Here is a 24663-nt window from a genome sequence, read left to right on the forward strand (position 1 = left end):
GGTTTCGGATGAATAACAGAGTTTATATCTTTGATACCACGCTTAGGGACGGCGAACAGGCACCCGGTTTTTCTATGACCGCTGAAGAAAAACTACAGATGGCACTACAGCTTGCCAAGTTAGGTGTGGATGTTATAGAAGCTGGTTTTGCCGCAGCATCCAAAGGAGACTTTGAAGCGGTAAGACTCATAGCAGAGGAAGTAAAAGGCCCAGTTATATGCTCTTTGGCAAGGGCATTGGAGAAGGATATAGAGTTAGCTGCGCAAGCTTTGGAACCAGCAGAAAGAAAAAGGATCCACACATTCATAGCAACCTCTGAGATCCATATGAAGTATAAACTGAAAATGCAACCAGAAGATGTTTTAGAAAGAGCCAGCAGGGCAGTTGCTTTTGCAAGAAACTTTACAGATGACGTGGAGTTTTCTTGTGAGGACGCTACCAGAAGCCAAAGGGAGTTTCTCTACAGAATAATTGAAAGGGCTATAAAGGCTGGCGCAACGGTGATAAACATACCAGATACGGTGGGATATGCAGTTCCCGAAGAGTTTGCAAAGCTTATTGAAGACATAATGAACAATGTCCCTAACATAGATAAGGCTATTGTAAGCGTGCATTGTCATGATGACCTCGGGATGGCTGTGGCAAACTCGCTTATGGCTGTGAAACACGGTGCAAGGCAGGTAGAATGCACAATAAACGGTATAGGAGAAAGGGCTGGCAACGCTGCAATGGAAGAGATCGTTATGGCTTTGAAGGTAAGAAAAGATTTCTTTGGTGAGCTATACACAAACATAAACACCAAAGAGCTTTATAAAACCAGCAGGTTGCTGTGTAGGATCACGGGAAGCTTTGTGCCACCTAACAAAGCGGTGGTAGGGGACAATGCCTTTGCCCACGAATCTGGCATACATCAACATGGTGTGCTTTCACACCCACTTACTTATGAGATCATGAGCCCAGAGGATGTAGGATTTCCAGCTACACGTATAGTTCTGGGCAAGCACTCCGGAAGGCATGCACTAAAGAGCAAACTAAAAGACATGGGTTATGAACTTTCGGAAGTAGAAATAGATAGAATCTTTGAAAAATTCAAAGCGTTGGCAGACAAAAAGAAAGAAGTTTATGAGGAAGACCTTGAAGCTCTGATATACGAGGAGGTAATGAAGGTGGAAGAAGAAGAACCGGTAAAAGTGCTTCACTATCAGGTGCAAACAGGAGATAAAATCTTACCCACAGCCACCGTAGTTCTGTCTTACATGGGAGAGGAAAGGACTGCAACATCTACCGGAAACGGTCCCGTGGATGCTATAATAAAGGCTATACAAAAGGCTCTTGGCATTGAGCCAAAGCTGATAGATTTTTCCATAAAAGCGCTCACTCCCAACACAGACGCTCAAGCGGAGTCAAGGCTTGTTATAGAATTGGACGGAGTAAAATCCTCCGGAAGGGGTGTGGATGTGGATGTTATAAAGGCAAGCGTGAATGGTTTTGTGGATGCGGTCAATAGGGCAATCTTGAGGAAAAACTACATACTCTCAAGGCAAAAGGTAAGAGAAGAGGGCACGGTTTAAGCCTTTAGATAGGTAGCAGACAGTAGGCTTTTAGTGTATTCGTGTTTTGGATTGTCAAATATTTCCCACACTGAGCCGGACTCTACCACCTCTCCTTCCTTTAAGACCAGCACCCTGTCTGCCACTTCTGCCACCACTCCAAAATCGTGAGTGACTAAGATTATGCCCTTTCCCTCGTCTTTCAGCTTTGTGAAAAGTCCCAGTATCTTTCTTTGCACCGTCAGATCCAGAGCTGTTGTTGGTTCATCTGCTAAGATGAGACTTGGATCGCAAACGGTGGCTATAGCTATACAAACCCTTTGCCTTAGGCCCCCTGAAAGCTGATGAGGATAAGAGTTCATAACCCTTTCCACATCCTGCACGCCTACCTTTTTTAGAGTTTCCACCACTCTTTCCTCCGCTCCAGCCTTCCCAAAATGTGTAGTGTATGCCTCTATTATCTGATCCTTTACTTTAAAGAGAGGGTCCAAATACAAAGAAGGCTCCTGAAAAACTATACCTATATCTTTCCCTCTCAGTTTTGCATACTCTGTTTCCGGCAAACCTATTAGTTCCTTGCCTTCAAGTTTTATGCTTCCGCTTATTGAGCTGTGCTTTGGTAAAAGGCCGATGATGGAAAGCAGGATGGAACTTTTTCCAGAACCTGACTCTCCCACTATGCAGAGAACCTCTCCCCTCTCCAAGGAAAAGCTAACATTCTTCAAAACTTTTTTTGAACCATAACTAAGAGATAGATCTTTTACTTCAAGGAGCATTCAGCAGTCTTTCAAGATGGGGCTTTATCCTATCGTAAAGCTCCCAAAGATCCTGAGATATTACCTTTGTTTGGGCTACGGTAGGCATAAAGTTAGTGTCTCCGTTCCACCTTGGGACTATGTGAAGGTGTATGTGGCTTTCCAGCCCAGCACCCGCAGATCTTCCCAAGTTGTAACCAAGATTAAAGCCGTGTGGCTTGATCGTTTGCTCCAAAGCCTTTATGCAAGCTACAGTTAGCTTGTGGATCTCAAGCACTGTTTCCTCATCCAAAAGGCTAAAGTCTCCTATGTGATCCTTTGGAGCTATCATAAGATGTCCCGCATTGTAGGGATACTTGTTGAATATAACAAAGGCTTTTTTCCCTCTGTATAACACCAAATAATCCCTTAACTTTTCTTCCGGCTGTCTGACCGCTTCACAAAGAAAGCACTCAGAGAATTGATCCACCTTTTCTACGTATCCGCTTCTCCAAGGAGCCCAAAGAAGCTTCATAACCTCAAAAGCCTCCTTATTGCTTTATCTACTTCCTCCTCTGTAGGCGTGTAATCGTGCCGTTCCAACTCCATCGTGTCCCTAAAGTATAGAACTGTGGGGAAGTAAAATATGCCAAGGTCCTCGGGAGTTGTGTTTTCCTCTGCATTCATGCTAAAGAAATTTACCTTATCTCCGTATATCGCCTGAAACTTTGACAGCAGTTGGAAAACTTCCTGATTTTTTTCATTTCCTGGCTTGTAGAACACTACCACCGCAGGTTTCTCTGCAGATATAGCCTTGTCGTATATATCTTTGTCTGTTAGTTCTTCAAACATTTCACACCTCCGAATTTATTATAAAATATCAAGCTTGTGAAAGTTAGTGTTGGTATAGTTGGATGCGGTGTAGTGGGCACAGGCACGGTCGCTTTATTGTTGGAAAACGCTAAGGTAATAAAAGAGAAGACGGGGCTTGAGATCGTAATAAGCAAAGTAGCAGACAAAGATTGGAGCAGACCAAGAGAGTATAACGTGCCAGAACACCTAAGAACTACAGACTACAGGGAAGTCTTAGAAAACTCCCAAATCGTGGTAGAGCTGGTAGGCGGTAAAGACTTTGCAAAGAAGCTAATACTGGAGGCTATAGAAAGGGGTAAGCACGTAGTGACTGCAAATAAACACCTGCTTGCAGAAGAAGGATATGAGATATTCCATAAGGCAAAGGAGAAGGGAGTCCTCTTAGGCTTTGAAGCTTCTGTGGGTGGAGGAATACCGATCATAAAAGCCCTAAGGGAGGGCTTGGTTGGGAACAGAGTGCAAAATATTTACGGAATACTGAATGGCACCACAAACTATATACTTACCAAAATGTTAGAAGAAGACATTAGCTTTGAAAAGGCCCTTGATATGGCAAAAAGGCTCGGATACGCAGAAGCAGACCCTTCTTTGGACATAGACGGTTGGGACTCTGCGCACAAGCTAAGCCTTTTAGCTTATGTAGGCTTTGGAAAGCACTTTCCCTTTAATGAAATATACGTAGAAGGTATAAGAAAGGTTGACCTTTTGGATGTGGAACTTGGAAAGGAATTGGGATACACGCTAAAGCTTTTGGCCATAGCAAAGAGGATGGATTCGGAAGTAGAACTTAGAGTTCATCCTACCTTTATACCTACTGACAACCCGTTAGCTAAGGTCTCAGATGTCTATAACGCAGTTTTGGTAGAGGGGGATTTTGTAGGTAAGACCATGTTCTACGGAAGGGGAGCTGGCTCAAAACCTACCGCATCGGCAGTGGTTTCCGACATAGTGGATATTGCAAAGAGCATAAACTACTGTATCCCTCCCAAGCATACGTGGGAAAGTGAGGAACCGCTAAGGATCAATAAAAACTTCTATAGTAGATATTATCTTAGGTTTGACGTTCCTGACAAACCTGGGGTGTTAGCAAAAATCGCCCACGTTTTGGCAGAGTATAACATCAGCATAGCCTCTGTCCTTCAAAAGGAAAAGGTCTGTAAGGCAGCAGGCAGAGAAGGTCAGCCCATTGTGCCTTTGGTTATACTTACCCACAAAGCTTATGAAATGGACATGCAAAGGGCAGTTGGCGATATCCAAAAGCTTCCAGTTGTGGAAGGAAGCCCCACTATTATAAGAGTGGAGGAGGAAGCCTATTGAAGCTGTTGGCTCCCTCTATTCTTTCGGCCGATTTTTACAGACTTGGAGAGCAGATATCCGCTTGTATAAGAGGTGGTGCGGACATACTGCACTTTGACGTGATGGACGGACACTTTGTGCCAAACATAACCTTTGGACCTGTGGTGCTTGAGAGCATAAAAAAGCACTGCTCCATACCCTTGGATGCCCACCTAATGATAGAGAACGTGGATAAGTATATTCCGGACTTTGTAAAGGCAGGCGCAGATATGATAAGCATACACATAGAGAACAACTATCACATTCACAGAAGCCTTGAGCTAATAAAGAGCTTGGGTGCAAAGGCAGGGGTGGTTATAAACCCAGCCACATCCCTTAAACTCTTAGAAGAAGTTCTGCACTATGTGGATTTCGTGCTTTTGATGTCAGTAAATCCGGGCTTTGGAGGACAGAAATTTATACCAAGGTCCATAGAAAGGTTAAGAATGCTAAAGGCTATGGTCTTGGAGATAAATCCAAAGGTGCTTGTAGAAATAGACGGTGGGATAAAGGAAGACAACATAAGGCAGGTGGCAGAGGCTGGAGCGGACATAATAGTGGTAGGTTCTGCCATCTTTTCTTCAGAAGACGTGGAAGCTCAAACAAGAAAGCTAAAAAACATTCTTATCTCCTTAGAGGCACTGTAAGTCTTCGCAAATCAAAGACATTAAAGGTAAGGTATAACTCTTTTATATACTTCCCCTTTGTTCCATCGTAATTATCCCTTGCAAGCAGTCCAAAGCTCCAGCATGCACCTCTGTAGTCAATGCTCGCTTGTCTGGTTAAATCCTTCTTTATTCTGTTGTCCCTCGTTAGAGAAAAGCTAAAAACTGCTGACCTGTAGGCTGTGTTTAGGCTCAGAGTAGTTTGGTCCAAAAGCCTCTGCCCAGAAAAGTTTCTTGACAGTATTTGTCCCAAAGTAAGAGTTGTTCGTTTGTATCCAAGGCTTACACTGCCAAAAGTTTGTAAAAGGGAACCGCCTTCCACATCGTAGAGGTTGTCTGTGCTAAAGCTTAAACCTTCAAAAGGCTTTAAAGACAGAACCGCCCTAAGAGGTATTACTCTTCTCTTTACGGTGGATCCCGCATAGGTGTAGCTGTTAAGGTAGTTATAGCCAGTGCTAAGGTAAAGTCCTAAAAACTCTCTACCCGCATAGCTCAAGGAGGTGGTCGCTGTTGCATCAATTTGGTTTTTTCTGTTTAGTTTGTCTAAGTTATCAAAGTTTGGATTGTTAAAATCTTTTGGCCTAAAGCTATAACTTAGGTTGAAGGAGTTCCTTAGGTTAAGCTCTCCCTTTTGAAGGTCCGAGGAAAAGGACAGGTTTTCGGAAAAATGAATACTGTTTATACTATTTTTGTATCCCCTTTGGTTTAAGCCAAAGTAATATAGGTTTTCAAATACAATCTTAGAATAAAACACTTTGCCGAATATTTCTTTTGGTATGGAAATTTCTGGGAAAAATAAAACCCTTTGTCCTCTCAGACCAACTTCTCTATAAAAGTTTGTGTATGAAAGAAGACCACCTAAGAATACGCTTCCCACTATCTGTTGGGATTTCCAATAGATACTTACCTCTGGTAGTCTATGTAAGGTGCGTTTGTTGTTTGAAGAGGTGGTGTCATAAAAGTGCTTTGCACTAAAGCTCAAGAAAAATCTGTCAAACTCTTTGCTGTAATTGATGTAGGATGTAAGGTATGGTATTGTTCTTTCGGTTTTTTGCAAATATGTGTCTTCCAAAAAGTATGGGTCTGAGATCGTGTCCAAACCCGCTTTAAAGTCCTGGAGGTCTAAATCAAACTTAAAGCGATACCTGTTTTTTCTGAAAGTGCTTGGATCCCTCCCTTCCCACCATTTACCCGGTGGTTCAGGTTCTATGTAATAGGATATGTTTAGCCTAAGGTCATTTTCCTTAAAAAAGGCTTGTCTGTATTCTAAAGAAAAACCCTTAGCCTGTTTGTCTCGCAGGTCAATCGTCAAAGTAGCGTCCTTGTCCCTTGATATAGCCCAATAGATGGGCTGTTGGTATATTAGGTTGTTGTAAGAATTGAAACCTATCGTTGGCGCTAAAAGACCAGACCTACGTTCTCCTACGGGATAGAAAAAAAGGGGCAGATAGGCAAAGGGAACTCTAAAAAGTCTCAAAGAGTTGTTGGTTGAAAACACATACTTTTGGTCTATTTTTGCCTTTGAAAAGCAAAGGACCATCTCCTTTCTATCGGGGGGACATGTGGTGATCTGTCCCTCCTCAACGGTGTATAACTCCCCACTTTTTTCCAATCTAATTGCTTGAAAGTAAAACTTTTCAAACTTTCCCTGTGCATTTAAGTAGTATCCTTCCTCCTTTTCTAAGCTTAGGTATGCATAAGAGCCTACTACTTCAAGCCTACCGTCCAAAGACCTTACATAAACATTACCTTCCGCTATAACTTCCTTTGTTTCGGGGTTGTATCTTATAGTGTCTGCCTTTATGTAGTACCTTTCGTGATATACTTCTACCTCTTCCTTTGCCTGTATCCATCCATCGGGCTGGCGTTCAAGGTGGTTGGAAAATATTTCCAAGCTATAAACTATCTTTATTAAGAAGAGAATAAGATAGACTATCAGCATAGCGTTTTTGTTTTATTATACGTGAAAATAGTTATCTTAAGAATTCCAAAACTTTCTGAGAGACTACCTCAGAGTTTCTTATACAATCTGCCACCGATACACCGCTTAGATAATTTCCAGTTAAAAACAGTCCCGGATTTTCTTTTTCCATTGTCTGAGCAAGCTCGTAATATTTACCATAACCTAAGTTGTATTGGGGAATTCCTCTTTTCCATTTGGTAATGTTAAGGATGTTTGCATCAATACTTAGGATTTCCTTTAACTCCCTTTCTACTGTCTTAGATATTGTCTCTTCCTCCTCTTCTATGATCTGTGGATCTGTGGCACCTCCAAGATAAACGGTTAAGAGGTTTCCTTTTCTTCCTGAAAATATGTTGGATGAAAAAAGAACGCCAAGCATTCTTTTTTTCTCTTTGCGTGGGATCAAAAAGCCAAAACCGGGTGGTATGGAGTCTTTTGTGGATATATGAACTACAACCACTGGGGCGTAGTATATTTTGTCAAACTCCTGAGCAGCACTCCAAGAAAGGTCTCTCAAAAGATAGCTTGCAGATGTAGCTGGCGCAGAGACTACCACAGCTTTTGCCTCAAACTTTCCGTTTTTTGTATCCAAAATGAACCTATCGTCCTTTTTTCTTATTCTCAGCACTACGTTTTCTAAATCCACATCCAAAGCTTCAGAAAGTCTTTTGGGAAAGCTCCAGTTTCCTCCCTCAAAAGAGATCAACCTACCCACAGGTCCAAGGGCTTTTAGCTTTATAGCTCCCTTTATAAGGCTTCCAAATTGCTGTTCCAGTTCATAGACCCTTCTTACCGCATACTTTACCGAAAGCTGTCTTACATCTCCCGCATAAACACCGCTTACAAAGGGCTCCACTATGTAGTCAAGGAACTCCTGACCTAACCGCCTTTTTACAAACTCCGCTATAGTTTCTTCGCTCTTTATTGATTTAGACACAAAAGGTTCTCTCAAGACTTTTAATTTACCAGACAAAGAAAGGAGAGGCGAGGTTAAAAAGCTTATTGGTGAAAGGGGCAGTGGTATGAGCTTTCCCTTTTTGTATATATACCTTATCTTTGCTTCATCTTTGGCATAAAGGGGTTTTACGTCTGCTAAAGCTAAAAACTCTTCAACTTTTTTGTCTGCTAAGATGGTTTGAGGTCCGAGTTCACAAAGATATCCGTCAATGTTTTTTGTTTGTATATTGCCACCTACTCTGTCTTCCTTTTCAAAAACTTTTACCTTTACACCTGCCTTTTGCAGGCGGAATGCTACCGAAAGCCCGGATATACCCGAACCAACTACCGCAACATCTATCATGATTTGTAAGGAACACCTTTCAGTGGAGAAGAGGGAACCGCATAAGTCCTCTTTGGCATCCTCCCAGCAAGGTAAGAGAGTCTGCCTGCAATGGTAGCGTATTTCATAGCGACTGCCATCTTTATAGGGTCCTTGGCTTCCGCCAAAGCTGTGTTGGTAAGTATGCCATCTACCCCAAGCTCCATTACAGGCACTATATCCGCCGCACTACCTATGCCAGCATCCACTATAACAGGAACAGATACCGCTTCCTTTATAAAGATCAAATTGTATGGATTTTGCAGTCCAAGTCCTGAACCTATAGGTGCAGCCAAGGGCATAACTGCAGCACATCCAATATCTTCAAACTTTTTAGCATAGACAGGGTCATCAAAGATGTAAGGAAGGACCACAAAGCCCTCCTTTACAAGGAACTTTGCCGCCTTATAGGTTTCTTCCATATCTGGCAATAAAGTTTTCTGATCTCCTATTACCTCAAGCTTTATCCAGTTTATGCCCGTAGCTTCCCGGGCAAGCATGGCAGTTTTTATGGCTTCTTCTGCGGTATAGCATCCTGCGGTGTTGGGAAGGATGAGGTATTTTTTGGGATCTATGTAGTCTAAGAGGTTTTCTTTATTGGGATCAGTTATATTTACCCTTCTGACCGCAACGGTAATCATCTCCGCACCACTTGCCTCCAAAACCTCCTTATTTTCCTGAAAGCTCTTGAACTTTCCAGACCCAATGATTAATCTGGACCTAAAGCGCCTACCTGCTATCTCAAGGTAATCATCCTCTAAAAGTTTTTCCCAGTCAAGCATAAAAAACCTCCTGTAGGATAATAAAATTATGCCAATAAGTTTAAAAGGTCTTTTGCTTTTAGTGGTCAGTTATTCCTGTTCTTCTTTTTCTTGCTTTGTCGTATGCTCCTTTCCTTTATAGTCAGAAAGCCGGACCAGTTTCCCTTGATCAGAGTAAAGCTTGAAGTTGTATGCCTGCTGTCCCTCTTTTATGGGAGCGCCACTTAAGGAAATGCCTAAGATCCCAAAGATACTAAGCAATAACTTCTTCATAAGGATAAAAATATTACAAACTACACTCTGAAAGCCCCCGCTTAGGGGGCAAAGTATGTTAGGTTATTTCTATCTTTTTCTCTCTGGATGACTTTTCTTTAGGAAGTCTTATTTCCAAGACACCATCCTTGAACTCTCCCTTTACCTCATCCAGCTTTATATCTGTTGGCAACCCTATAACCCTTTCAAACTTTCCATACACCCTTTCAACCCTGTGGATAGTCTCAGTCTTTTCTTCCCTCTCTTCCTTCTTTTCTCCTCTGATGATCAGATTGTTGTCTCTTACGAGTACTTCCACATCCTCCTTCTTCACACCTGGCAATTCTGCTTTAACGACTATTTCCGTATCTGTCTCATAAACATCCAAGGCAGGTGCAAAGACCCTTTCAACAGACTCTTCCTTGAAGAACTCCTCCATAAACCTATCAAACTCCCTTCTTATTCTTTCAAGTTCTTCAAAAGGACGCCAAACTAAAAGTCCTCTCCTCATAGCCTTCACCTCCTTAATAGGTTTTATATAAATTAAATTTAGCGTATTTTTATAAAAAGTCAAGGGGATTATTCAAGTTCCTGATAAGTCAAACAAACCGCACCTGCATTTAACATTTCTTCTATTGCTTTTTCCGAGTCTCCTGGCTTTACATCTACTCCTTTTATAGCGTCTAAGAGTAGGAATGCAAAGTATCCTAAGTTTATACCACCAAGAACAGTATTTTTAACGCAATAATCTGTAGCTACTCCACCTACGAATATTCTCCTTATCCCTCTTTCTTTCAGCAGGCTGTCAAGGGTTGTTCCCTGAAAGCCTGAGTAAGCGTCAAAGTCCCTACTCGTTCCTTTTGATATTATGAACTTGTTATCCGATGGTATGATGAGGTCTGGATGAAACTGAGCTCCTTCTGTATCTTGCACACAGTGAGGAGGCCATACACCACCGTGTCCTTTAAAGGATATATGATCTTTTGGATGCCAATCTCTGGTGAAAAACACAGGCAGTCCTTTTTCTGAAAAAAGTTCTATGTATTGATTTAAAGGTTTTACCACTTTGTCTCCTTCTGGCACGGGCAATGCGCCACCAGGCATAAAATCCTTTTGCACATCCACTACTATGAGAGCATCAAATTTTGTCAATTTTACTTTCATGATCATACCTCCTTACCTTTAAATTTATCTCTTCCAAAATCTGAAACCCCTTTTTAGGATGCTGAGGATTTTTCTTGAGTCTAACAACATAGACGGTTTTTTGTAAATGGAATTTAACACCAAAAGCCAGCCTTCCTTTAGTTCTCCAAACCTCAGGGCAGTTTCCCCTATGTGAAAGAGAAAGTAAGGAAGATACTTTTCTGGCACTTTATCTTTGTAATCTATATAGACCTTGTAGGTTGCGTTTAGAAAGGTTTTACTTCTACTCGTTCTTTTTGGATGTTCTCTAATTAAAACTCTCTTGTTGTCCAAAAAGTGAATGCTCAGACCATTTATGTAAGCCCTCAGTAGTATTTCCCAGTCTTCCCTCATTAGGTATTCGTGCTTGTATCCTAAAAAGGCAGACCGCCTGAAGGCAGTGGCGGAAGGATAGCCCATCATTCCAGAAAAAAGTAAAATCAAGCTATCTCCTGGAATTTTTTTCTTTGAGACTCTTTTAACATTACCCGAGCTATCAACGAATGTTCTGGGAAAACTATAGACTACATCGTGTTTTTTTTAGAACTCTACAGATGACTCTACATAGTCCTTCTCCCAAAGGTCGTCGTAGTCTAAAAAGAACAAATACTCACCTTTAGAAAGCTCCACTCCTTTGTTTCTTGAGTATGCCCTTTCCATATTCTTTTCGTTTCTGTAATAAATAACTGGATAGCTTTTTACTACCTGAGGCGTGCGGTCTGTGCTTGCATCATCTACTACGATTATTTCCTTGTAGGGATAGGTCTGAGATAAAGCGCTTTCTATGGCTTGGCTTATATATCTCTCTCCGTTATAGACGGGGATTATGATAGAAGCAAGATCATTTTTCAATTATTGTTTCCTCAACCTTTATACCAAAGTGTCTTCCTGCCTCCTCCACATATCCCAAAACTTCATCCCCTTCCTTAAGCTCCGCCACAGATATAGGATTTCCGTCTGGCTTGGTAAGTCTTATAGTTTCTGCATTCTGAAGCACTGCACTCACTTTTTTATTTTCCCATCTGCCCTCAACCAAAAGCATAGGTCTTCTTTCCACCTTAGCCCTTCCTACATAAACTACCCTTCCCCTTCCTTTGTGATCATATACCATAACTTCGTCCCCTGCCTTTAGCTCGCACAGATACTTGGTTTTGTTGTTGGGGGTCCTTATATACATATGTACCGCTCCCGCATTTACTCTAAATGGTCTTGAAGCTACGTAAGGGTTCTCTTCTGTTTCTGCATGCACCAAAAACATGCCACCGGAGGAGTTTCCTACCAACATACCTTCCCCTCTACTTAGTATAGAGGTTGTATCCACGCAGACTCTGTCGCCCAAGCCTAAGGGAAGGATCTTTGATATTCTAACCACCACAAACGGAAGGTTTTCTTCCTCTTCCTCCAAAACCTTTCCAACCTTCTTTATGGTGTTTATGTCCTTACTCTTTAGAACTATACCTTTTACCCCCTTTTCTAATATTTTTATGGCTGTTTTTGCCTCTTCCTCGTTTTTTACTACTGCGTATAGCTCTTCCCTTTGGGCTATGAGATTTTCTAAGGGTATGATAGTCCAGTCGGTGGTCTCTACAACTACCTTAACGTTTGGTGGATATTTTGCTGCCATTTCTTCATCCTCTTTGCCCTTTATAAGCACATATTCAAAATCTATCCCCTGTCTTAAAATAGAAACCTTACCGAGCTTTTTTACTTCTTCTTCTTTACCTTGATCGTTTAGCACTATAGCCCTTGCTCCTGCTTCTATGGCGCTCGCTATTAGTCCTCTGTCGTATTCCTCTACCCAATACCAAAATTCTTTCATAACAAGGAAATTATAAAACACAAAGATTTTTTTGAAGCTGTTTGAAAAATCCCTTGTTCTTGGGAAGGTTATGCTAATAGACTAAACTTTGAAGTCTCAGCCCTTGAGAGGAAGATAAAGCAGTTAAGGAAAGAAATACTTGAAACTCTTACAAATTTTGTCATAGCACATGCAAAGGCTTATGACTGTCAGGCTATAACCTTCACCAATGTGTAAGTGTATAATATTTATTAAGCTCAATCTCTGAAATGCATCCTATATCCAGCAAAAATACTAATGATAGAGGTAAAGGTAAAAGATAGTGCTAAAGAAAAGATAAGGGCGTTTTTCCCGTGGGTTTACAACGCAGAGATATTAGAGATTAAAGGGAAGCCAAAACCTGGGGACTTTGTAAAGGTTTTGGATGTTAAGAAGAGATTTTTAGGATACGGTTACATTAACCCTAACACGAAAATAGCTGTTAGACTGCTCTCTTTCGACGAAAAGGAAGAGATAAACAAAGATCTGATAAAACAAAGGATCCTGTCTGCCCTTGAGTACAGAAAGAGCTTGAACATAAACAGTAACGCATATAGGTTGGTTCATTCTGAAGCGGACATGCTACCGGGGCTTATTGTGGATGTGTTTGACCAGTATGTGGTTGTGGAAATAACCACTTATGGCATGACTAAGCTAAAAAACTGGGTGGTGGAGTCTTTGGTTGAACTTTTAAAACCAAAGGGCATATATCAGAAGGTAAGCAATTACGCTATGAATATAGAAGGTTTTGAAGAGGAGGAAAAAACTTTATATGGAGCGGTCCCAGAACTTATAAAGATCTGGGAAGAGGACTTAGAGTTTTACGTGGATGTATTAAAAGGTCAGAAAACTGGTTTTTACTTGGACCAAAGAAAGGCAAGGAAGATGATAAGAGATTTGGTAAAGCCGGGGGATGTGTGCTTAGATGCTTTTTGCCATACGGGAGGGTTTGCCCTTAGTATGATCAAAAAAGGAGCAAAAAAGGTTGTAGCAGTAGATATGTCAGAAAGAGCTTTAAACATTGGAAAGAAGAATGCGGAGCTTAATGGTTTGGAAGGTATTGAGTGGGTTGAAAGCAATGCCTTCCATTTCCTGAGAAAATTAGCTAAGGAAGGAAGCAAGTTTGATGTGATAGTCATAGATCCACCGTCCTTTGCAAGAACTAAAGCCCATGTAGAAAATGCCCTAAGAGGTTACAAAGAGCTCTGCGTTAGAGGTTTAAAGCTCGTAAAACCAGGTGGATATCTTGCTATATATTCTTGCTCTTTTCATGTTACCAGAGAACATCTTCTTGAGGTTATCTTAGATGCTGCAATGGACGTTAAAAGGCTTGTAAGGGTTGTAGGAGAAAGCTTTCAGGATTTGGATCATCCTTGGATACTCCAAATGCCCAATACACTTTACCTAAAAGGCTTATACTTGCAGGTGTTCTGATAAGAAGATTTCTATCGCTTCCTTTGGATCTCCATCAAAGACTACCCGGCCATCCTTGAGAAGAATAGCCCTATCACACGCCAGAATATTGGAAAAGCGATGGGCCACTACTATGAAAACGCTTTCTGGAAAGCTTTCAAAGAGGTTTTTTAGCACTGTATTTTCTGTGTTTGCATCTAAGGCAGAAGTCGCTTCATCCAAAAGCAATATCTCGGGTTCTTTAAGGAAAATCCTCGCTAACGCAAGCCTTTGAGCTTCTCCACCTGACAAAAGTCTGTTTTCTTCATCTACTTCCTCTTCAAGGCTTTTGACAAAATCACATACAGACAACTGAAGCGCCTTCCAAAGCTCCTCATCCTTAGCGCCCGGCTTGGCTATAAGCAAGTTTTCTCTGATCGTTCCAGACAGTATAAAGCTTTCTTGAGTTAGATAGCCTATTTTGGACCGCAAAGAGGACAGATCAAGCTCTTTGAGGTCCAAGTTATCGTAAAGTATTTTCCCCTTGTATGGCATAAAGCCACACAAAGCTCTGAGAAGTGTGCTCTTTCCACTTCCTGTGCTACCCATGATTGCTACTTTTTCTCCTTTTTTTATAGAAAAGCTAACTCCCTCTAACAAAGTTTTACCATTGACTACCACACTTAGCCCTTCTACTCTTATGCCTTCTTTTAAGCCTACGAATTCTATACCTCCTTCCTTTTCCTCTTCAAGGTTAAGAAGTTCCCTTATTCTACCCACCACCGGCAAACTTGCCCTAATTTCCACCACGCCCTTTTGACTTTCAATTATTGGCTTTTGTATAAACACCAACGCTGTAACGTAAGACATAAACTCGCCTAAGGAAAGAACTCCCTCAAGCACCCTAAGACCACCGTAAAAGAGTAAAAAGGTTATTACCAAATATCCAGTACTGTAGTTAAACACAGAGTTTAGAGAAGTGTAAAGCGTAGTCTTCATACTTGCACTGTAAATCTTTTGGTTTATTGCTTTGAACCATCCAAAAAGTAGATCCTTTGCAGGAAAGGTTCTTATACTCTCATAACCTCTGAATACATCTCCTATCTTGGTTATCAACTGCTCTTGTGATTCTTGAACTCTCCTTAGATGTTTTCCTTTTTTCTTTCCAAAGTATCTTACGGAAAGAGCCAAGAAAGGAAAAAGCAGTAAAAGTGCTGTAGTCAGTTGCCAGTCTCTGTAAAGGAGCACACCAAAGAGTAAAACAGCGGTGATGGGGTCTCTTGCTAACTTCACCAAAGAAGAGACTAAGAGGTCTCTGTATATCTTCAGGTCTGATAAAACCCTGGTTGTGTATTCTCCCATGGAGTATGCTTTTGCGGAAAGAAAGGAGGATTTCAAAAACTTTGAGAATATTTTCTCCCTTAAATCCTTTATTTCTCTCTCTGCGTAGGCGTTTGTATAATAGGAAACTAAAAAGTTTCCAAGCTGTTGAATTACAGCAAGAGCAAACAGTAGGGATGTGGTGAGCAAAAGACTGTGCCAGTCTTTAAGGAGCATCCCGTTATCTACCAAACCTTTCACCAACAAGCTTATTCCAGAAGTGCTTAAGGATTCTAATAACATTCCCAGCAGAGAAAGAAACACAAAGAAATAGTGGGCTTTTAAACGTTTTAAAATCCAAAGAAAACTTTCCATCAAAAAAGTTTATTATATTTCTGATGGGCGATATTCAGAAAGCTGGTTCAGATAGAGGCAATTTAGAAAAGGAACTTGAACACACGCTAATATCCATAAAGATGATATACCGTGGCTACATGCTAACCATAGAAGAATACACAAAAGAAGAGCTTATGGGAGACTTGGAAGAGTATCGCCTTCAGTTTAAAAGAGTTACAGAAACTCTTTTAAGCAGAGCAAAGAATACTGAAATTCCAAAATTAATAGAGATAGCTGAACAGATAGAGTGGTATTACACTCAGTTGATAGAGGCTATAAAGCAAAGGCTTACAGAGTATGATAATCTACGGTAAAAACCCAGTGATAGAAGCCTTGAAGGCGAACAAACCTGTGGAAAAGGTCCTTGTAGCACACGATAGCCATCCTCCCTATCAGGTAGTTAAGCTCTGCAAAGAAAGGGGAATAAAAATCCAGAGAGTGCCAAGACAAAAAATAGAAGAGCTTGCAGGAACCAAAAAAACACAAGGTATATTAGCTCTAATCAGCCCAGTGCCTCTTATACCTTACCAACAGCTCTTCAAAATGGCTTTTGAAAGAAAAACTTTCTTCTTAGTCTTGGATCACATAACAGACCCGCAGAATGCGGGAAATCTTATAAGGACGTGTGAAGTGTTTGGGGGTGTAGGTGTGCTAATGCCAAAGGACAGAAGTTTTCCTCTTAACCAGACGGTGGTTAAGGCTTCCTCAGGTGCATTGTTCTATCTCTCTTTCAGCAGAACTCCCAGTCTCAGAAAGGCCTTAGAAGACTTTAAGAACATGGGAGGCAGTGTGATTGTGGTAGAAAGGGGTGGGGAGGACATAAGAAGGTCTAACTTTGAGCTTCCCTGTGCTTTGGTCTTAGGTTCGGAGGGAGAGGGTGTGTCAAAGAGTGTGCTTGAGCTGGCGGATAAGGTCCTATCCATCCCAATGGTTGGAAAGGTAAATTCCTTAAACGTGTCTTCCGCAGGTGCCATAGCCATGTGGGAAGTGTTTAGAAGATTCTTAACAAAATCTTAACAATCTGTCGGTAAAATTCCCTCCCAGAAAACCTTAGGGAGGCATAAGTATGAGAAAGGCTCTTCTTTTGAGTGCGGTCTTTTCAGTCAGTGCTATACTTGCTGATGCAAAGGCCCAAGAGCTCATCATAAAAATTGATGGCTCTTCTACTGTTTATCCTATAACGGAAGCGGTAGCTGAAGAATTTCAAAAGGTTAAAAAGGGTGCAGTGAAGGTAACGGTGGGTATATCTGGAACTGGTGGTGGTTTTAAGAAATTCTGCAGAGGAGAAACAGACATAAGCAACGCATCCAGACCCATACTCAAGAAGGAGATGCAAGAGTGTGCAAAGAACGGAGTAAGGTATATAGAGCTTCCTATCGCTTACGATGGTTTGGCGGTAGTTGTCAATCCAAGAAACAATTGGGCAAAGTGTATGACCGTGGAACAGCTTAAGGAAATCTGGAAGCCCGAATCCCAAGGAAAAACTTTCAAGTGGAAAGACCTTGACCCCAAATGGCCAGATATTCCCATAAAGCTCTGCGGACCAGGCTCGGACTCTGGAACCTTTGACTACTTTACTGAAGCCATAGTAGGTAAGGCAAAGGCCAGCAGGGGAGATTATTTGGCTTCCGAAGATGACAACGTCTTAGTTCAGTTTGCTTCCAGAGAAAGGGGCGCACTTTGCTACTTTGGTTTAGCTTATGTTGAAGAAAACAAAGGAAAAATAAAGGCTGTTCAAATTAAGAATCCCAAAACTGGTGAGTGTGTGGCACCCAGCCTTGAAACAGTAAGGAGTGGTAAGTATCAACCACTTTCCAGACCATTGTTTATATACGTTAATGTGAAAGCTTTGGAAAGACCAGAAGTTAAAGAATTCGTAGATTTCTACATAAAGAACGCAGAAAAACTCTCCAGGCAAGTAGGATACATACCTTTGCCATCAAAATTCTATCCAGAAATTGCAAAAAGAGTTGAACAAAGAAAAGTGGGAACTGTGTTTGGCGGTGAGCCAGAAGTGGGACTAACCATAGACGAACTTGTAAAAAGAGAGCTAAAGGAATGATCTTTATAGGGGTCTAGCAGGCCCCTTTGTTTTAAAATAATTTAAAAGATGCTATCACAATTGCCCCTTAATGTAAAGAAAAAACTTGATACCGTTTTTCACATTTTCTTTTTCTCAATGGGATTGGTAACCATACTGGTTACCTTTCTGATAGTGCTTGCACTCGTTTTAGACGCTGTTAAGTTTTTCTTACACGAAGAGGCGGGCGGTTTTCCTAAGTCCCTTATAAGATTCTTTACAGAAACCCAATGGACCCCTACTTTTTACGACAAACAAATAGGCATTCTTCCCCTTCTTAATGGAACCTTTATGATAGCCTTTATAGCTGGTTTGATAAGCATACCTATGGGTTTATTAGTAGCAGCCTATTTGAGCGAATTTGCCAGCTTTAAAACCAGAGAGTTTATAAAACCTTTGCTTGACTTTATGGAAGCGGTGCCTACCGTAGTCTATGGTTACTTTGCCCTTTTGGTGGTAACTCCAGCCCTTCAAAGGCTTTTTTCCTACTTTGGCATAGAGATGGAAGGGATGAATGCTTTGTCTCCTGGCATAGTTCTTGGTTTTATGATCCTACCTTTTACTGCCTCTATGGTGGAGGATGCCTTTAAGGGAGTTCCAGCCTATTTGAGAGAGGCAAGCTATGCCCTTGGTGCAGACAAGGTGACAACTTTTCTTAAAGTAGTTCTCCCTGCTGCCAAATCTGGAGTTTTATCCGCTTATTTGCTTGGTATATCCAGAGCGTTGGGCGAAACTATGGTGGTTGCGGTTGCTGCGGGTATGTATCCCAATTTAACTTTAAACCCCCTTGAGCCCATCCAAACCATAACCGGATACATAGTTCAAGTAGCCCTCGGAGACCTTCCCTTTAACTCCTTTGAATACTTGTCTATATTTGCCGCAGGCATATCCCTCTTTGTAATAACCCTTATTTTCAACCTTTTGGCGGTCCACTTCAAAAGCAAGGTGAAGGGGTATTAAAATGAAAGAGAAAGTTTTTTCTGCCATTGGTCTGATCCTGTCCTTAATTTCTATACTGTTTTTGTTTAGCATTACCCTTGCCCTTCTTATTCATGGATGGTCTCGTATAATAGATCCTTCCTTTTACACCTCTTTTCCATCCCGGTTTCCCGAACAGGCAGGCATACTCTCCGCTTGGGTAGGCACAGTTTACGTTATGCTTGGTGCCATCTTCTGGAGCGTGCTTATAGGAGTCCCTGCAGGCATATACCTTGAGGAATATGCAGACAGAGAAAGTAAGATAGCTAGAATAATAGAGGCAAACATATCAAACCTTGCGGCGGTGCCTTCTATAGTTTATGGGCTTTTGGCTTTAAGCATTTTTGTCTATAGGTTTAACTTAGGAGAAAGCATACTTACCGCTGGTTTAACCTTGGGGCTTTTGATGGTGCCGGTTATAGTGGTAGCTACAAGAGAATCCATTAGGAGGATCCCCAGGTCCATAAGGGAAGCGGCCTATGCGCTTGGTGCAACCAAATGGGAAACACTTTTTCACCACATAATACCCTACTCCCTCGGCGGAATTCTCACAGGTGTGATCATATCCATAAGCAGAGCTATAGGAGAAACTGCACCCCTCATTACCATAGGAGCGTTGACCTTTATAGCCTTTTTACCCCCAGAACCTTGGGAAGACTTTATAGGTATGTTAAAATCTCCCTTTACAGTTCTTCCCATCCAGATGTTTAACTGGGTTTCAAGACCGCAGGCTGGTTTTCATACAAACGCCGCTGCTGCAGGTTTTGTGCTTTTGGTCTTAGCCTTTCTCTTCAACGCTTTGGCTTTCTATCTTAGGTTTAAGTTCAGAAAAAGATATGCGTGGTGAGGAGGCTCTACATGAACAACGTAAAGCTGGACCTTAGAAAGGTATCCGTCTTTTATGGGAAAAACCAGGCGGTGAAAGAGGTTAGCTTTCCAGTTTATGAAAACAAGGTAATTGCCATAATAGGACCCTCTGGCTGTGGAAAAACTACCCTTTTGAGAGTGCTAAACAGAATGCACGACCTTTATCCTGACATAACCTACACCGGAGAAGCTATACTCTATCCCGAAGGCATTAACCTAATAGACAAAAAGGTTGATCCCTTAAAAGTTAGAATGCGCATAGGTATGGTTTTCCAGAAGCCAAACCCTTTCCCAAAATCTATCTTTGAAAACGTAGCCTATGGACTTCGTATAAGGGGTATAAAAAACAAAACTGAGCTTAGCGAACGGGTAGAAGAGGCGTTAAAGGCTGCGTGGCTTTGGGATGAGGTAAAAGACCGCCTTCATGACAACGCCTATTCTTTGTCTGGTGGCCAACAGCAAAGACTGTGTATAGCAAGAGCAATAGCGGTTCAACCAGAAGTGCTTCTTTTTGACGAGCCTACCTCTGCCCTTGACCCTATATCCACCGCAAAGATAGAGGAGCTTATAGTGGAACTAAAGAAAAGAACTACCATACTTATCGTCACTCACAATATGCAACAGGCAGCAAGGATTTCTGACTTTACCGCTTTTATGTATTTGGGCGAACTGATAGAATTTGGACCTACAGAAAAGATATTTACAAAACCAGATAAAAAACTTACGGAAGACTACATTACCGGAAGGTTTGGCTAAGTTTTAATAACCCTTCTAAGTCTTTTATAAACTGATAGGCTGTTCTGCCAGAAAAACTACCCCTTTCTGTAGCCCACAGAAGGGCTTTCTCTTCAAGATCTGATATATCTATTCCACGCTTTTTAGCGTAAAACTTCACTATTTCTAAGTATTGGCTCTTGTCAAAGGCATAAAAGCCCAATCTTATTCCAAACCTTTCGACAAGGGATGTTACCTCTCTGTAATCCTCTTCTGGAAACCTTCCTTGTTTTTCTCTGTCTGCGACTATGTGTTTTCTATTGGATGTTGCATACACAAGCACATTTTGTGGCCTTTCCTCTAAGTCTCCATCCAAAAGGGACTTTAGCAGTCTATACTCATCTTCTTCTGGCTCAAAAGAAAGGTCATCAAAAAAGAGTATGAACCACTTTTTGCTATCCCTTAGAACTTCATAAAGGTCTGATATATGTTCCAGCTGGGCTTTATAAACTTGAATTAGCCTTAAACCTTTGTTTCCAAACAGTCCAAGCATGGATTTTACGAGAGAGGACTTCCCAGTTCCTCTATCACCCCATAACAAGACGTCGTTTGCGGGATAGCTCATCACAAACTGCATTGTATTTCTTCTTAATTGTTCCTTTTGTCTTTCTATACACAGCAGACTTTCAAAGTCCGGTATGTGAGGGTGGGCAATAGGTTGAAGCTTACCATCTTTGAACCTAAAGGCTAAAAACTCTTCAAACATGCCAGAATAGTTTAAAATAAAAACCAATGGTAAGGAAGCTGTTCCTTTTAGCTTTTCTTATATCCTCCTGTGGTGGAGTGACGCAAGAAGAGTTAAACTTCAAGCTTTCTCAGATAAACAAACGCATAACCCAACTGGAAGAACAACAAAGAAAGATTGAAGCTCAACAGATAAAGATAGAGGAAAGAGTAGATGCGCTGTCTCAGAATTTGGCAAGTTTGAGGTTAGAGCTTGAAGAAACAAAGACCGGAGGAGAAATCCATCACCGCAGAGCCACTGAAGAACTAAAAACTGGCGAGCAGTTAGCAAAGGACAGCGCTCCAAAGGACTACGAAAAAGAATATCAAGAGGCGCTTAACCTTTACAACCTCAGACAGTTAAATCAGGCAAAGGATAAGTTCATAGAGTTTATTAAAAATAATCCCCAAACACCCCTAACAGACAATGCCTACCTTTGGCTGGGTGTGGTCTACAGGGATCTTGGAGACATAAAGAGGGCGGAGGCTGTTTGGAGAACGTTGGAGGAAAAATGTAAAAGAGGTGAGCTGGTAGATTGCAACAAATTACCCTCTGCTTACCTACAGCTTGCCAGGATCTACGAAAACTCCGGAGACACAGCTAAAGCTAAGGAATACTACGAAAAAATCCTAAGAGAATTCCCTCTGTCGGACGAGGCCAACATAGCAAAGACCAAAGTTGATAGGTAATATTCTATTCCATTAACTTTCTGAACAATTCCATAAGGCTTGAAACGCTACTTTCAAAATCTACGGAGGTTTTGTAATCTTGCCTGAAAAAGTCCTTTATTGCCCTTTCGTGTTTTATAACTTTATCCACCAACGGGTTAGTGCCCTGAGTGTATAAACCTAAATTCACCAGTTCTTCAACAGATTCGTAAGCACTTAGGATTTCCTTAATCTGAAGAGCAACTCGCATGTGGTCCTGCTGGACTATTTGTGGCATTAACCTGCTTAAGCTTTTTACTGGGTCTATGGCGGGGAATAAACCTGCGTTGGCAAGTTTTCTTGAGAGGATAATATGACCGTCAAGCATGCCCATAAGGGCATCCGCCACAGGATCAAGGCTTATATCATCCCCTTCAACCAAAACGCTGAATATTCCCGTTATGCTACCGTTTTGAAAGGCTCCACAACTTTCTACTATCCTGGATAGAAGGTAGAAGACAGAAGGTGTATAGCCCTTTAAAGTGGGGGGTTCTCCAGCGGAAAGCCCAACCTCTCTCTGAGCCATGGCAAAACGAGTTAGAGAGTCCAACACCAAGAGCACGTCATAGCCCTTTTCGGCAAAATACCTTGCATGGACCAATGCACTGATAGCACCTTTTACTTTCATTATAGGCGCCTGATCTGCTGTTGTAACTATAACTACACTTCTTGCTATTGCCTCCCCTAAAATGTCCTCTACGAATTCTCTAACTTCTCTACCTCTTTCGCCTATCAAACCAAGCACTACCACATCCGCTTTACTGAACTTTGTGATCATCCCCAACAAAGTGGTTTTTCCCACACCAGCTCCTGCAAATACGCCTACCTTTTGTCCCTTACCTAAGGTGAAGAGTGCGTTTATAGTTCTTACGCCTGTATCAAACACCTCTTTTATCCTACGTCTGTGCAAAGGATTTATATCTTTAAGCTCTATCGGTCTTCTCTCTCCGGATATAGGTTTTCCATCCGCAATTCTTCTACCCAAAGGGTTCAACAGCTGTCCAAGGGCTTGCTCTCCAACCACAGTAGATACCCCTTCTCCCTTTATCCATACTCTATCCCCCACCTTTACTCCTGACAAACTTCCAAAAGGCATAATAAGATACCTGTTTTCATGAAAACCTATCACCTCTCCATCCACGTCACCGTTGTCTGTTTTTATAATGACATGATTGCCCACAGCTCCTTCTGGCGCAGTAGCTTCTAAATGAATACCGCTAACCTTTAGAACCTTCCCGTATATCCTATATATACCTTTCATAGCTCCTCTTCTATTTCCTTCAAAATACTATCCAGCTCCCTCTCTATCCAAAAGTTGGGAGTTTCCATTAGAAAATCTCCTCTGTTGATATCGCTTTTCTTAATTAGTTCAATTTTCACATTGCCCATTTCAAGCTTGTTAATCAACTGCTCCACAAAAGGGTAATCTTTTGGATTTAAAAATATCCGTACCATACCTCCAATTAGATTACTATTGTCAAGAGCTTTTTCTAAGGCCTTTAAGATTACCTCTTCCTTTGGAAGTTTGTCAGTCAAATAAAGCTTTCTGGCTATTCGTATTGCTAATTCTTTTAGCTCTTCCTTTATGCGCTCTTCAATTTTTGAAAGATGGTGTGAAAATTCTTGAATGAGCTTTTCAAAAGTTTCTTTAGAGAGACTTAAATCATTTACTAAGTCTTCCAACTCCTTGTTTTTAACCAGTAAAGAATTTTTTTCTTCTTCCAATTTAGAGTTAAGGGATCTTAACTCTTCCTTTGTTTTTAAGCACTCCTGCAGTTTTTTCTCCATAGAGATCAAAGCGTCCTTCAAAGCTTCAACTTCTCTAAGCAGATCTGTGCTTTCTTCACGCTGTTTTTCCTCTTGGACAGGTTCCGAAAGCGCAGGAGAGTGTATAGGTTTAAAGAAATCAGGCATAGTATTCTCCACTGGTCAAATCTATTATGCCTTGGTCTGCCAAGTTTTTGATTACTCTTATGACCTCTTTTTGAGCCTTCTCTACCTCACTAACCCTAACAGGTCCCATAGCTTCCATATCTTCTTTCATTATCTCAGCAGCTTTCTTAGACATGTTTGACAGGAATTTTTCCTTTATATCCTCTGGAGCACCCTTAAGGGCTATCATAAGCACGTTCTTATCAACAGCTTTTAAGATTTCCACTATGGCTTTGTTGTCTAACTTCCTTATGTCTTCAAAGGTAAACATTTTTTCCCTTATCTTTTCTGCTAAATATGGATCTTCTTGTTCCAACTTTAGTAGAATACTGTTTGCTGTGTTTCTATCAAGCGCGTTGAGGATGTTAGCTACAAGGGGAACACCTTCCATCTTTTGCATAATACCGCTTATTCCCATACTTTTAATCTCTTCTGCTAAAACTTCTATCAATTCACCCATTAATTCGGGGGATATGTTTTCAAGGGTTGCCATTCTCTTTGTTACTTCCACTTTCAAGCTGTCTGGTAAAAGCTTTAGTACCTCCGCTGATTTTCCAGCGGAAAGCTGAGAAAGAACCACAGCTATGGTTTGTGGATGTTCATTTCTCAAAAGATTGGCAAGAAAGCGTTCATCCACCCTTTCCAATTCCTGAAAACTTTTTATAAGCGTTGAACTGCTTAAAAACTCGTATATTTTCGCAAATTTTTCTGGAGGTAATACTTTTCTTGCAAATTCCAATAGAGCTTCCATATCTGGGGTTATGAAGGATGTTGCTTTGTATTCTTCTATAAATTCCTTGCCTATCTCCTCTATGTCCTTTAAAGTAATCCCTTCTAAGTTTGAAGCGTAAACGAGGATCTCTTGTATTTCCTCATCCTTTAGTTCTTTCATAACTTCAACTGCTACCTGAGGCGGGAGTGCCATTAACAGTATGGCAGCCTTTTGTGGTTTGCTCAATTTACTTTTTGCTTCAGGCATATTCTATGCACCTCCGATAATTATTATGATAAATCCGAATATAC

Annotated in this window: 28 protein-coding genes and 1 pseudogene; 11 read left to right on the forward strand and 18 right to left on the reverse strand. The window is 41.3% G+C overall.

The genetic code is table 11. From position 1 onward, the window contains the following. The first annotated feature begins 8 nt into the window (after positions 1-8). Positions 9-1571, forward strand: coding sequence for a 2-isopropylmalate synthase (leuA, locus tag K217_RS0100190; protein WP_029551121.1), 1563 nt, complete (start codon positions 9-11; stop codon positions 1569-1571). Here the strand turns inward: leuA and K217_RS0100195 are convergent. The 3 genes from K217_RS0100195 to K217_RS0100205 are packed head-to-tail and all read right to left on the reverse strand — an operon-like array spanning position 1568 to position 3136. Next, positions 1568-2326, reverse strand: a complete 759-nt coding sequence (locus K217_RS0100195; protein WP_029551122.1) for an ABC transporter ATP-binding protein — start codon at positions 2324-2326, stop codon at positions 1568-1570. The two genes, leuA and K217_RS0100195, sit on opposite strands and share 4 nt — an antisense overlap. Next, positions 2316-2819 (reverse strand): HIT family protein, encoded by a 504-nt coding sequence (locus K217_RS0100200; RefSeq protein ID WP_029551123.1) that lies wholly within the window; start codon positions 2817-2819, stop codon positions 2316-2318. The genes K217_RS0100195 and K217_RS0100200 overlap by 11 nt, the downstream gene beginning before the upstream one ends. Then, positions 2816-3136 carry a thioredoxin family protein gene (locus tag K217_RS0100205; RefSeq protein ID WP_029551124.1) on the reverse strand — a complete coding sequence of 107 codons (321 nt, stop codon included), beginning with the start codon at positions 3134-3136 and terminating at the stop codon, positions 2816-2818. The genes K217_RS0100200 and K217_RS0100205 overlap by 4 nt, the downstream gene beginning before the upstream one ends. A 36-nt stretch (positions 3137-3172) precedes the next feature. Here K217_RS0100205 and K217_RS0100210 point away from each other — a divergent pair, with 36 nt between their 5' ends. Together K217_RS0100210 and rpe are read left to right on the forward strand one after the other, a co-directional pair. Next, positions 3173-4474 carry a homoserine dehydrogenase gene (locus K217_RS0100210; protein WP_029551125.1) on the forward strand — a complete coding sequence of 434 codons (1302 nt, stop codon included), beginning with the start codon at positions 3173-3175 and terminating at the stop codon, positions 4472-4474. Then, entirely contained in the window at positions 4471-5139 is a 669-nt protein-coding gene (rpe, locus tag K217_RS0100215; RefSeq protein ID WP_029551126.1) for a ribulose-phosphate 3-epimerase, read from the forward strand. The genes K217_RS0100210 and rpe overlap by 4 nt, the downstream gene beginning before the upstream one ends. Here rpe and K217_RS0100220 read toward each other — a convergent pair. From K217_RS0100220 to K217_RS0100255, 9 genes are all read right to left on the reverse strand, one after another. Next, entirely contained in the window at positions 5117-7099 is a 1983-nt protein-coding gene (locus K217_RS0100220) for an LPS-assembly protein LptD (RefSeq protein WP_029551127.1), read from the reverse strand. The genes rpe and K217_RS0100220 overlap by 23 nt on opposite strands. A 31-nt stretch (positions 7100-7130) precedes the next feature. Then, entirely contained in the window at positions 7131-8420 is a 1290-nt protein-coding gene (hemG, locus tag K217_RS0100225) for a protoporphyrinogen oxidase (RefSeq protein ID WP_029551128.1), read from the reverse strand. Further along, positions 8417-9220: a thiazole synthase gene (locus K217_RS0100230; protein ID WP_029551129.1), complete on the reverse strand. Its 804-nt coding sequence runs from the start codon at positions 9218-9220 to the stop codon at positions 8417-8419. The genes hemG and K217_RS0100230 overlap by 4 nt, the downstream gene beginning before the upstream one ends. Before the next feature lie 69 nt (positions 9221-9289). Continuing rightward, positions 9290-9472, reverse strand: coding sequence for a hypothetical protein (locus K217_RS0100235; RefSeq protein WP_029551130.1), 183 nt, complete (start codon positions 9470-9472; stop codon positions 9290-9292). A 58-nt stretch (positions 9473-9530) separates the two neighbouring features. Then, positions 9531-9962: an Hsp20/alpha crystallin family protein gene (locus tag K217_RS0100240; protein WP_029551131.1), complete on the reverse strand. Its 432-nt coding sequence runs from the start codon at positions 9960-9962 to the stop codon at positions 9531-9533. Positions 9963-10030: 68 nt separating this feature from the next. Then, complete coding sequence (locus K217_RS0100245; RefSeq protein WP_029551132.1) at positions 10031-10615, reverse strand: nicotinamidase; 585 nt, start codon at positions 10613-10615, stop codon at positions 10031-10033. A gap of 24 nt (positions 10616-10639) precedes the next feature. Further along, positions 10640-11077, reverse strand: coding sequence for a hypothetical protein (locus tag K217_RS07805; protein WP_231476958.1), 438 nt, complete (start codon positions 11075-11077; stop codon positions 10640-10642). A gap of 96 nt (positions 11078-11173) precedes the next feature. After that, positions 11174-11485: a glycosyltransferase family 2 protein gene (locus tag K217_RS07810; RefSeq protein ID WP_231476959.1), complete on the reverse strand. Its 312-nt coding sequence runs from the start codon at positions 11483-11485 to the stop codon at positions 11174-11176. After that, positions 11475-12452, reverse strand: a complete 978-nt coding sequence (locus K217_RS0100255) for a 3-dehydroquinate synthase II (RefSeq protein WP_029551133.1) — start codon at positions 12450-12452, stop codon at positions 11475-11477. The genes K217_RS07810 and K217_RS0100255 overlap by 11 nt, the downstream gene beginning before the upstream one ends. Before the next feature lie 276 nt (positions 12453-12728). Here K217_RS0100255 and K217_RS0100260 point away from each other — a divergent pair, with 276 nt between their 5' ends. Beyond that, positions 12729-13904 carry a class I SAM-dependent rRNA methyltransferase gene (locus tag K217_RS0100260; protein WP_029551134.1) on the forward strand — a complete coding sequence of 392 codons (1176 nt, stop codon included), beginning with the start codon at positions 12729-12731 and terminating at the stop codon, positions 13902-13904. On the opposite strand, the gene K217_RS07870 is transcribed toward K217_RS0100260, so the two are convergent. Both K217_RS07870 and K217_RS07875 read right to left on the reverse strand, forming a co-directional pair. Then, positions 13884-14564 carry an ATP-binding cassette domain-containing protein gene (locus K217_RS07870; protein ID WP_425477609.1) on the reverse strand — a complete coding sequence of 227 codons (681 nt, stop codon included), beginning with the start codon at positions 14562-14564 and terminating at the stop codon, positions 13884-13886. The two genes, K217_RS0100260 and K217_RS07870, sit on opposite strands and share 21 nt — an antisense overlap. 150 nt (positions 14565-14714) lie before the next feature. Further along, a pseudogene (locus K217_RS07875) lies at positions 14715-15557 on the reverse strand (ABC transporter transmembrane domain-containing protein); the annotation flags it as partial. A gap of 23 nt (positions 15558-15580) precedes the next feature. Here K217_RS07875 and K217_RS0100270 point away from each other — a divergent pair. From K217_RS0100270 to pstB, 6 genes are read left to right on the forward strand one after another with little or no spacing between them, the layout of a single operon-like run. Continuing rightward, on the forward strand, positions 15581-15892 hold the full coding sequence (locus K217_RS0100270) for a hypothetical protein (RefSeq protein WP_029551136.1): 312 nt from the start codon (positions 15581-15583) through the stop codon (positions 15890-15892). Continuing rightward, on the forward strand, positions 15876-16595 hold the full coding sequence (gene rlmB, locus K217_RS0100275) for a 23S rRNA (guanosine(2251)-2'-O)-methyltransferase RlmB (RefSeq protein WP_029551137.1): 720 nt from the start codon (positions 15876-15878) through the stop codon (positions 16593-16595). Before K217_RS0100270 ends, rlmB begins: the two co-directional genes overlap by 17 nt. Before the next feature lie 49 nt (positions 16596-16644). Continuing rightward, complete coding sequence (locus K217_RS0100280) at positions 16645-17640, forward strand: PstS family phosphate ABC transporter substrate-binding protein (RefSeq protein ID WP_029551138.1); 996 nt, start codon at positions 16645-16647, stop codon at positions 17638-17640. Positions 17641-17688: 48 nt separating this feature from the next. Next, positions 17689-18618 (forward strand): phosphate ABC transporter permease subunit PstC, encoded by a 930-nt coding sequence (gene pstC / locus K217_RS0100285; RefSeq protein ID WP_029551139.1) that lies wholly within the window; start codon positions 17689-17691, stop codon positions 18616-18618. A 1-nt stretch (position 18619) separates the two neighbouring features. Further along, positions 18620-19483 (forward strand): phosphate ABC transporter permease PstA, encoded by an 864-nt coding sequence (pstA, locus tag K217_RS0100290; protein WP_052177997.1) that lies wholly within the window; start codon positions 18620-18622, stop codon positions 19481-19483. Positions 19484-19494: 11 nt separating this feature from the next. Then, positions 19495-20259 carry a phosphate ABC transporter ATP-binding protein PstB gene (gene pstB / locus K217_RS0100295; RefSeq protein ID WP_029551141.1) on the forward strand — a complete coding sequence of 255 codons (765 nt, stop codon included), beginning with the start codon at positions 19495-19497 and terminating at the stop codon, positions 20257-20259. Here the strand turns inward: pstB and K217_RS0100300 are convergent. Further along, positions 20240-20983 carry an ATP-binding protein gene (locus K217_RS0100300; protein WP_029551142.1) on the reverse strand — a complete coding sequence of 248 codons (744 nt, stop codon included), beginning with the start codon at positions 20981-20983 and terminating at the stop codon, positions 20240-20242. The two genes, pstB and K217_RS0100300, sit on opposite strands and share 20 nt — an antisense overlap. 26 nt (positions 20984-21009) lie before the next feature. Between K217_RS0100300 and K217_RS0100305 the strand changes: the two genes are divergently transcribed. Then, the gene (locus tag K217_RS0100305) at positions 21010-21690 is read left to right on the forward strand and encodes a tetratricopeptide repeat protein (RefSeq protein ID WP_029551143.1); all 681 of its coding nucleotides are present in this window, start codon (positions 21010-21012) and stop codon (positions 21688-21690) included. A gap of 4 nt (positions 21691-21694) precedes the next feature. On the opposite strand, the gene K217_RS0100310 is transcribed toward K217_RS0100305, so the two are convergent. From K217_RS0100310 to fliG, 3 genes are read right to left on the reverse strand one after another with little or no spacing between them, the layout of a single operon-like run. After that, entirely contained in the window at positions 21695-22969 is a 1275-nt protein-coding gene (locus tag K217_RS0100310; RefSeq protein WP_029551144.1) for a FliI/YscN family ATPase, read from the reverse strand. Further along, complete coding sequence (locus K217_RS0100315; protein WP_029551145.1) at positions 22966-23622, reverse strand: FliH/SctL family protein; 657 nt, start codon at positions 23620-23622, stop codon at positions 22966-22968. The genes K217_RS0100310 and K217_RS0100315 overlap by 4 nt, the downstream gene beginning before the upstream one ends. Further along, entirely contained in the window at positions 23615-24619 is a 1005-nt protein-coding gene (gene fliG / locus K217_RS0100320) for a flagellar motor switch protein FliG (RefSeq protein ID WP_029551146.1), read from the reverse strand. Before fliG ends, K217_RS0100315 begins: the two co-directional genes overlap by 8 nt. Between the last annotated feature and the right edge of the window lie 44 nt (positions 24620-24663).

Source organism: Thermocrinis jamiesonii (assembly GCF_000702425.1).
Classification (GTDB): Bacteria; Aquificota; Aquificia; order Aquificales; family Aquificaceae; genus Thermocrinis; species Thermocrinis jamiesonii.